General features: G+C 60.8%; 4 protein-coding genes. 2 read left to right on the top strand and 2 right to left on the bottom strand.

Annotated features, from left to right (window positions below):
* Positions 1-231: 231 nt before the first annotated feature.
* A complete protein-coding gene (locus G5171_RS17670) occupies positions 232-4,032 on the bottom strand; it encodes a translocation/assembly module TamB domain-containing protein (RefSeq protein ID WP_421260509.1) in 3,801 nt (1,266 codons plus the stop codon).
* A gap of 61 nt (positions 4,033-4,093) precedes the next feature.
* A complete protein-coding gene (locus G5171_RS17665) occupies positions 4,094-5,869 on the bottom strand; it encodes an autotransporter assembly complex protein TamA (protein ID WP_421260508.1) in 1,776 nt (591 codons plus the stop codon).
* A gap of 514 nt (positions 5,870-6,383) precedes the next feature.
* Here G5171_RS17665 and G5171_RS17660 point away from each other — a divergent pair.
* Positions 6,384-6,758 (top strand): hypothetical protein, encoded by a 375-nt coding sequence (locus G5171_RS17660; protein ID WP_043818464.1) that lies wholly within the window; start codon positions 6,384-6,386, stop codon positions 6,756-6,758.
* 123 nt (positions 6,759-6,881) lie between these two features.
* Positions 6,882-7,160 (top strand): peptidylprolyl isomerase, encoded by a 279-nt coding sequence (locus tag G5171_RS17655; RefSeq protein ID WP_005334269.1) that lies wholly within the window; start codon positions 6,882-6,884, stop codon positions 7,158-7,160.
* Positions 7,161-7,238 lie beyond the last annotated feature (78 nt).

Here is a 7,238-nt window from a genome sequence, read left to right as displayed (position 1 = left end):
CAGACTGTAAATCTGACGGCTCTGCCTTCGAAGGTTCGAATCCTTCTCCCTCCACCATCATTCAGAAAACCCGGCCTGGCGCCGGGTTTTCGCATATCTGGCCTGCCCCATCTGCTATTTCTCTTCCCTCCAGTGCCTTATAGCCGTGGCCTGCTGCCAATCACGCAATAAAAACGGGAGGCCTGTGCCTCCCGTTTTACTCTCATCTCTGCCTTGCTACAGAGTGACGCGTTACAGGGTAAAGCGATAGAAGATATCAACCGCCTGAGCCACTCCGCTCATCGCCTGTAGATAGAGCCGTGGCAATACCTCGTAGCGCAGCTTGAATTCGGCGATGGGACTGAAGACCCCAACCCCGTACTGGAACTGCAAACCCGGCAGCAGATAGGCCGACAGCGTCACCTGGGTGTTGTCACCACTGCCCGCCGTATCGAGGGAGACATCGCTCATACCCAGCGACTCGCCGATGCTCGACACCACGCCGTTGGCCTGACTCACCGCTCCGGCTACCAGCAGGCCGTTGAAACCGCCATCCTCACCGCCGGTCTGCAACCCTTTGCCGCGCAGCAGATAGGAGAGCTGTTCCGACTGCGCCATCTGCGGTTCGGAGTAGACAGTGATCTCAGGCTTGCTGGCAGGGCCTGTCACCCGCACCCCGACCGTCACCTGACCCTCGATGGTATCGGGATCCCGGTTGGCTTCGATGTTGAGGAACGGCCGATCCAGCGGACCGGAGAAGAGGATCCGCCCCTCCTTGATGATAAGGTTCTGACCGTAAGCCTTGAAGCGGCCGTTGGTCAGCACCAGCTGGCCGTTGCCTGCCAGCGGTTTCTCGGGGTCCTGACGGATATTGAGACCGCCGGAGACATCGGTCTTCAGTCCCATGGCATCGAGCTTCACATCGTTGCCAAGGCGGATCGCCACCTTCATCGCCAGCGGCAGACTTGCCTGCTTGGGAGCAGGGGGCAAATCGTCATAGACCACGGTCACATCATCGGAGACCGCCACCGCCGAATCCGGCAGACTCTTGACCAGAATGCGCGCCCAGGGAATATCCACCTGACCGGTAATCCGGGTCTCCTCACCCAGCGACACCGCGATATCGGGCGAGACTCTGACCCGGCCCATGCCCGGATATTGTGCCTCCAGATCCTTGCCCTGAATGGTGAGGCTGCCGCTGACCGGCATCTTGGCCCAGCTGAGCCAGCCGCCCAACGCCAGCGGCCCCTTGCCCACCAGCATGGAGCCATCGAGCTCGGCGCGGTTGCCCTCGATCTTGAGGCGGGTCACCAGCTTGGTCAGGGTCACCATGTCAGAGTGGGTCTGCACTTCACCGTCACGCAGGTTGAGCTGGCCAAACAGCAGGGGCGCCGCCAGGGTGCCGTCGAAACGGGCATCGGCGGAGATGATCCCTTGCAGGGAGCGCACCTCAGGGATGAGCGGCGCAAAGGTATTGAGCTTGAGATCGTCAAACTTGAGCTGACCGCCGAGCAGACCGCGACCGGCAGGCTCCCTGATCAGCAGATCGGTATCAATATTGCCGATCTGCTTGGAGGCAAAATCGAGGCGAATGGCCGCCTGCTGCCGCTCGAAATCAAGGGCCAGAGCCAGCTGCTGATAGTCGGTCTTGAGGCCATCTGCCACAAAAGTGCCCGGCGTGGTGCGCACCACCGCATGCAGGGTCGGCTGATTGCCACGCCAGCTGGCACGGCCATCGGCCGAGAGCATCGCTTGCCAGCGGAAGTTGTCCGGCAACCAGGGGCGCAGCCGCTTGAGATCAAACTCGCTCAGGGCAAACTCCAGAGTCCCCTGTGCAGCGGAAACCTGACTCCCCTTGACGCAGAGGCTGGCCCCCTGGGAGCCGAGGCAGAGATCCCCCATCGCCAGCCGCTGACGCGGCAGATCGAGATCCAGTGCCCAGGGGGAGCTCAAGTCCCAACGGCGCAGCGGGGTTTTCAACTGCAACTCGGAGAGCGCCCCGCGCCAGTGATCCCCCCGCACGCCGCCACCCAGTTTGAGGTTGGCCGCAACAGGGTCACCCTTCATGGTCAGGGTCAACAGATGCTGACTGATATCGCCGCTGAGGTTCAGGGCCAGCTGGCTGAGCTTGGTCTCACCCTGTTTCAGCTGCGCCACCAACAACGCGAGCTCACCGGCCGGTTTGGCGCCGATCACCGCATTGCCCTTGAGACTAATGCCCTTCAGGTCGGTGCCGGCATAGTAGAGCCGCTCGGAGGCGAGATCCGCATCGATTTTTGGCGTCTGCTGATTGCCACTGACCTTCACCTGTCCCTTGATATCCCCTTTCAGGCCAGGATAGATGCCCCCCAGCTGGGGAGCCTGCAGGTTGGCATCGAGCTTCCACTGGGCGCTGCTGATACTGCCCTTGGCCTGCAACTGGTTGGGGCCACTTTGCAGCGAGAGCGCCGGGATCAGCCACTCCATCTTGTCGTTGCCGCTAAGCTCCCCCTTGAGGGCCAGCGGGTACTGGTTGAGTTTGCCATCCACCTTGAGCTTGGGCAGTTTCAGCTCCCAGTGGCCCGCTTCGTTCATCACGAAACGGCTCTCCAGGTCACCGGCCAGCGTCCCTTTCAGCTCGGGCAGCAGCTCGGCCGGATTGATCCCCTTGAACAGGGTGGTTCCCTGCCACTCGATCCCCTTGTTCCAGGCGAGTTTGCCATCGAGCTTGAGCTCCCCCTTGAGGGCGTTGAGCTGCAAGGCGATCTTGCTGAGCCGCTCCAGATCCCCCTTCCCGTCCAGCGCAAGCTTGAAAGGGGGAACATCGGTCCCCTTGCCGGAGGTATTGAGGGCAAATTGATAGCCGGAGAGCTTGCCCTTGGCAGTCAGGCTCCCCTTGTCCAGCCGATAGCTCGGCTCATCTTTGGCAGGCTTGTGAAGAGGCCAGCCGAGGCTCTTCCAGTCGAGGGCCACATCAAAAGGGAGATCCGGGTCGAGGGCGGCCAGCGAGCCCTTGAGATTGGCTGCAATCGGCCCCTTTGCCGACAACGCCAGCCCCAGCTTGCCGACCGAACCGCTCAGCGCCAGCGTGGCCTGCTCCCCTTGCAGCTCGCCATCTAGCAGCCCTTTGCGAGCCTTGGCATCCAGCGTCACCGCCAGCGGATAGTCATCACTGAGCTGGATGTGTCCCTTGAGCGCCAGATCGGCCATGGCGTGGCGCAGCGAAAGCTCGCGCACCTCGATGCGATCGTCGGCAGCGGTGGCCGACAGCAGCAGCTTGTCGAGCCCTTCGATCAGCTCGCCCTGCTTATATTTCACGCGAGTCGCGCTGACCCCTTCCAGCTGGATGGGGAAAGGAAGATGAATGGCGGGCAGGAGAATGGGGGCTGCCTTTGCCGTGTTCGCAGCAGGCGTCCCTTTGCCCTGTTTGACGGTCTTGGCGCTGGCCTTGTCGGTACGAGCAACCGCAGTCACGGCTTGCTTCTCGTAAGCGGCCGGCTGCTTGGCGGAATTGGCTGTGCTGGCGGGTGCCGCGTCGTCCAGCGTCACCTTCAGGTTATCGAGCACCGGGCCGCGTACAATCAGCCCCTTGCGGTTGAGGGTGGCGCCGATATCAAGCGACCCCAGCGTCACGGCCACACCGGGCACAGCCAGATCGAGATCGACCACCTTGAGGCTATCGACCTGGATCTTGAGTGGCAGCGGGCGCCAGACAAAGGGTTCGGAAGGCTCTTCCGGAGCAGGCTCGGAGTCGGCTACCTTGACCACCGGATGGGTCACCGCCAGGGATTTTATCCAGAGCTTGCCCTGCAGCAACTTGCCCAGATCCCAGTCGAGCACGGCGCGATCCACCGTGACATCCACCAGCTCATCCTGCCAGCCGGCCCCTTCCAGAGTCCAGCCATAGCCAAGCTGACCGGCCACCAGCTCCCCCTTGAGGGAAGGAAGCGCTCCCTTGGCCTGTTGCCACAACCACTTGTTGCCCTGATGGGTAAAGCCCAGCAGGCTGACGCCGATGAGCAGCAGGAACACCAGCCCCATAAGCCAGAGAAAAATACGTTTTAGCCAGATCACAATGCAGACCCCCGCGCAAGATACAGCCGCAGCGGCCAAAGAAAAAAGCGTTTAGACAACATCATAATTCAGGCCCCAATGCGAAATGCAGCCGCAAGGGCTTGTCCTCCTCCGATACCCCGACCGCCAGATCCAGCCTGACCTGGCCGATGGGGGTGACCCAGCGCACACCGACGCCGGTACCTATTTTCCAGGGCTCGCTGTAATCGGTGGTGGAGGTGCCGCCATCCACAAACATGGCCCCCAGCCACTTCTCGCTGAAGCGGTAGTTGTATTCCAGACTGGCCACGCTGGTGTAGCGGCCACCGGTCAGCTTGCCATCCGGCCCGGTGGGGGAGATGCTCTCGTATCCAAAGCCGCGCACCGTCTGATCACCACCAGTAAAGAAGCGCAAGGACGGCGGCACCAGAGAAAAGCTGTCACCTATGATGGCCCCCTGCTCGGCACGCATCAGGAATCTGTGGTTATCGCCGAGGGTACGCAGCCACTTGCTGCGCCCCCACACCCGCATAAAGCTGATGTCGGAGCCCCATCTGGGGTCGGAGAACTCCAGCGTCAACTGCTGACGATCCCCCCAGTCGGGCACCAGGGTGCCGCGCACCCGCAGCCGAGACCAGGAGACTCCCGGGATCAGCAGCAAGCTGTTCCCCTCGTCGGCGCCCTGGGTATAGATCTCGTTCTCCAACCGGATAAAGACGTCCCGATCCCAGCTCTCCGGCCGTCGCGTCCAGCGGTGCACACCGATGGTAGTGAGATCGGAGCGGGTATCGTTGTTGTCCTTGTACTGGTAACCGGTCTGGATGGAGTAGTAGTCCCGCAGCGGGTTGCCCACCGGGATCTGGTAGTCGAAGCTGAGCTCTGCCTCCGGTTGGGAGACCTTGGCGGTGGCAAACAGACGGTGACCATAGCGGTTGACCCAAGGCTTCTCCCAGGTGGCACTCATCCGCGGGCCTACGTCGGTGGCGTAACCGATACCGGTCTCGATTTCGTGATCGACCCGGTTATCCAGCGTCACCGCGATGGGCACCCGATAGTTGCTCGCCTCGCTCAATACCGGCTTGATATCGACCTGACGGAACAGCTTGGTGGAGGAGACATCCTGCGACATCTCGGCCAGACGGATGGCAAGATAGGGGTCACCGCTCTTGATGTTGATAAGCGGGCGAATAAGGTGGAGTGCCTCGGGGGTGGCATCGTAGCGGATCTCGCCGAAACGGTAGCGATGGCCCGATTCGAACAGAATGAATATCTCCGCCGTCCCCTTGTCCGGGAACACCTTGACCTGACTCTTGCTCAGCTTGGCATCAAAGTAACCGCGAGCCAGCCCGAGGCTGCCGAGATCCGCCTTGATGGATTCATATTTGGCATGATTGAGGGGATCCCCCTCTTTGAGGGGCAACTTGTCCAGCAGGGCGCTGTAGAGCTCGTCGCTACCCGCATCCCCCTCCAGCAGAATATCGAGGCGGGAGACGATGACCGGCTCCCCTTTATCTACCTCAATCACCACTTTGGACGGGGTTTTCTTGTCGCGACTCAGGGTGATTTTCGGCTGGTAGTAGCCATAAACCTGCAGCGCCTTTTGCACGCTCTCGGTGATTTTGGCTCGAGCCGGGCGGTATTGCCGCTCCTGATAGACCGGCAGGGCATTGAGGTAGGCTTCAACGTTATCCTTGTTCTCCCCTTTCAACCCCTTGACCTGATAGGTGAGCTTGGCGGCAAACGCGGGCGAAGCCAGCAGCGACAGCAACAGGCCCACCCCCAGTACCCGCAGGCCGCGGCGAAACGCAGGGCCGGACAGTGAACGCCCTGCCAGCAGGGATGAAATGCATCCTGTCAAAGGTCAATATTCCTGAATCTGTGGTGAAGGAAAACAGCGCCCTTTCGGGCCAACCCCGAATGCGGCGCAGCACGCCATGCCGAGCATGGCCGTGACACAAAAATGCGCGCCAGAAAAATGGCGAACCTTATCCTAACATAGGCATCGGCCAGCGACAGCGCGGCACCATTGGCAAATTCACCATATCTTTTAAGAGGTTGACCACAAATCACACATTTTGCTGACAATGACGCCGCCCGCTTTCCCGATGAGGGCGAATTGACCTGCCCTGAACAAGGTTCACTTCGTCGTCAGGCACCATTTGTCACCTCTCCCCCTCTCTTTACCACCAGAAACCCACCACGACAGAGTTTGTCGGCATCGCCCCACCCTCACCGTTTAACAGACCCGGCACACCCTAAAGCCCGCCGTAGCGGGTGATTAAGAATTGCTCGTTCAGCACAATCGAATTATCCCGCTGCCTTTGCGAACGTCCCTCCCTCACACTTGAACCATCAACTGAAGGAGACACATCATGCATGCACGTAGCGAACAGATGGCTGACTATATTGCCGATCGTCTCGAGTTCATCACCTTTCTCGCCTGTTGCAGCGCCCTGCTGGCCCTGCTGACCGGCATGAGTGGCCAGCAGGCGCTGGCCTTTACCGCCCTGAACCTGCCGTTTGGCCTCGGCATTCTGCTGGCGATGGCGCTGCTGGCCCCCCTGCCCGTCCACTGGCGGCTGCCGGGCATCACCTTGCTGCTGGCAGGTTGCGCCCTGATGACCCTGCAACTGGGGGGTGAGTGGCTCAATCCGCTGGCCATCTGGAGCCTCTACGCCCTGCTCGGGCTGGAGATCATCTGGCAAGCGCGTCCCCGCGCCGTGCTGGCCACCCGCGCTCGCCAATAATACGACCGATAAAGGGCGGGCTGTGATGGCTGACGCCGGTGGCAAATTGGGGTACTCTTGCGCCCCGATTTGCTACCACCCTTGGCGTTAACAACCTTCGCCATCACACCCAGGAGCGCCCCGATGAAAAAAGCCTGTGCCCAGCACATTCTGGTCAAGACCGAAAAACAGTGTCTGGAGATCAAGGAGAAGATCGAGAAGGGAGCCGACTTCGGCCAGATGGCCAAGCGCTTCTCCACCTGCGCTTCTGCAAAACGCAGCGGCGATCTGGGGGAGTTCAATAAAGGGGATATGGTCAAGCCCTTCGACGATGCCGTCTTCAAGGGTGAACTGCTCAAGGTGCTGGGGCCGGTGCGCACCAAGTTCGGCTTCCATCTGATCAAAGTGCTCTATCGCAACTAAGTCATCGCAACTGACCATTTTCTCGGTGAAGCTCCCGTCAGGCGGGCTTCACCGACCTCTGCATTCCCCTCGCAAAAC

Origin of the sequence: Aeromonas sp. 600774 (genome assembly GCF_049175075.1) — a bacterium.
Lineage (GTDB): Bacteria > Pseudomonadota > Gammaproteobacteria > Enterobacterales > Aeromonadaceae > Aeromonas > Aeromonas veronii_A.
This window is presented reverse-complemented; position numbering and strand designations above follow the sequence as displayed.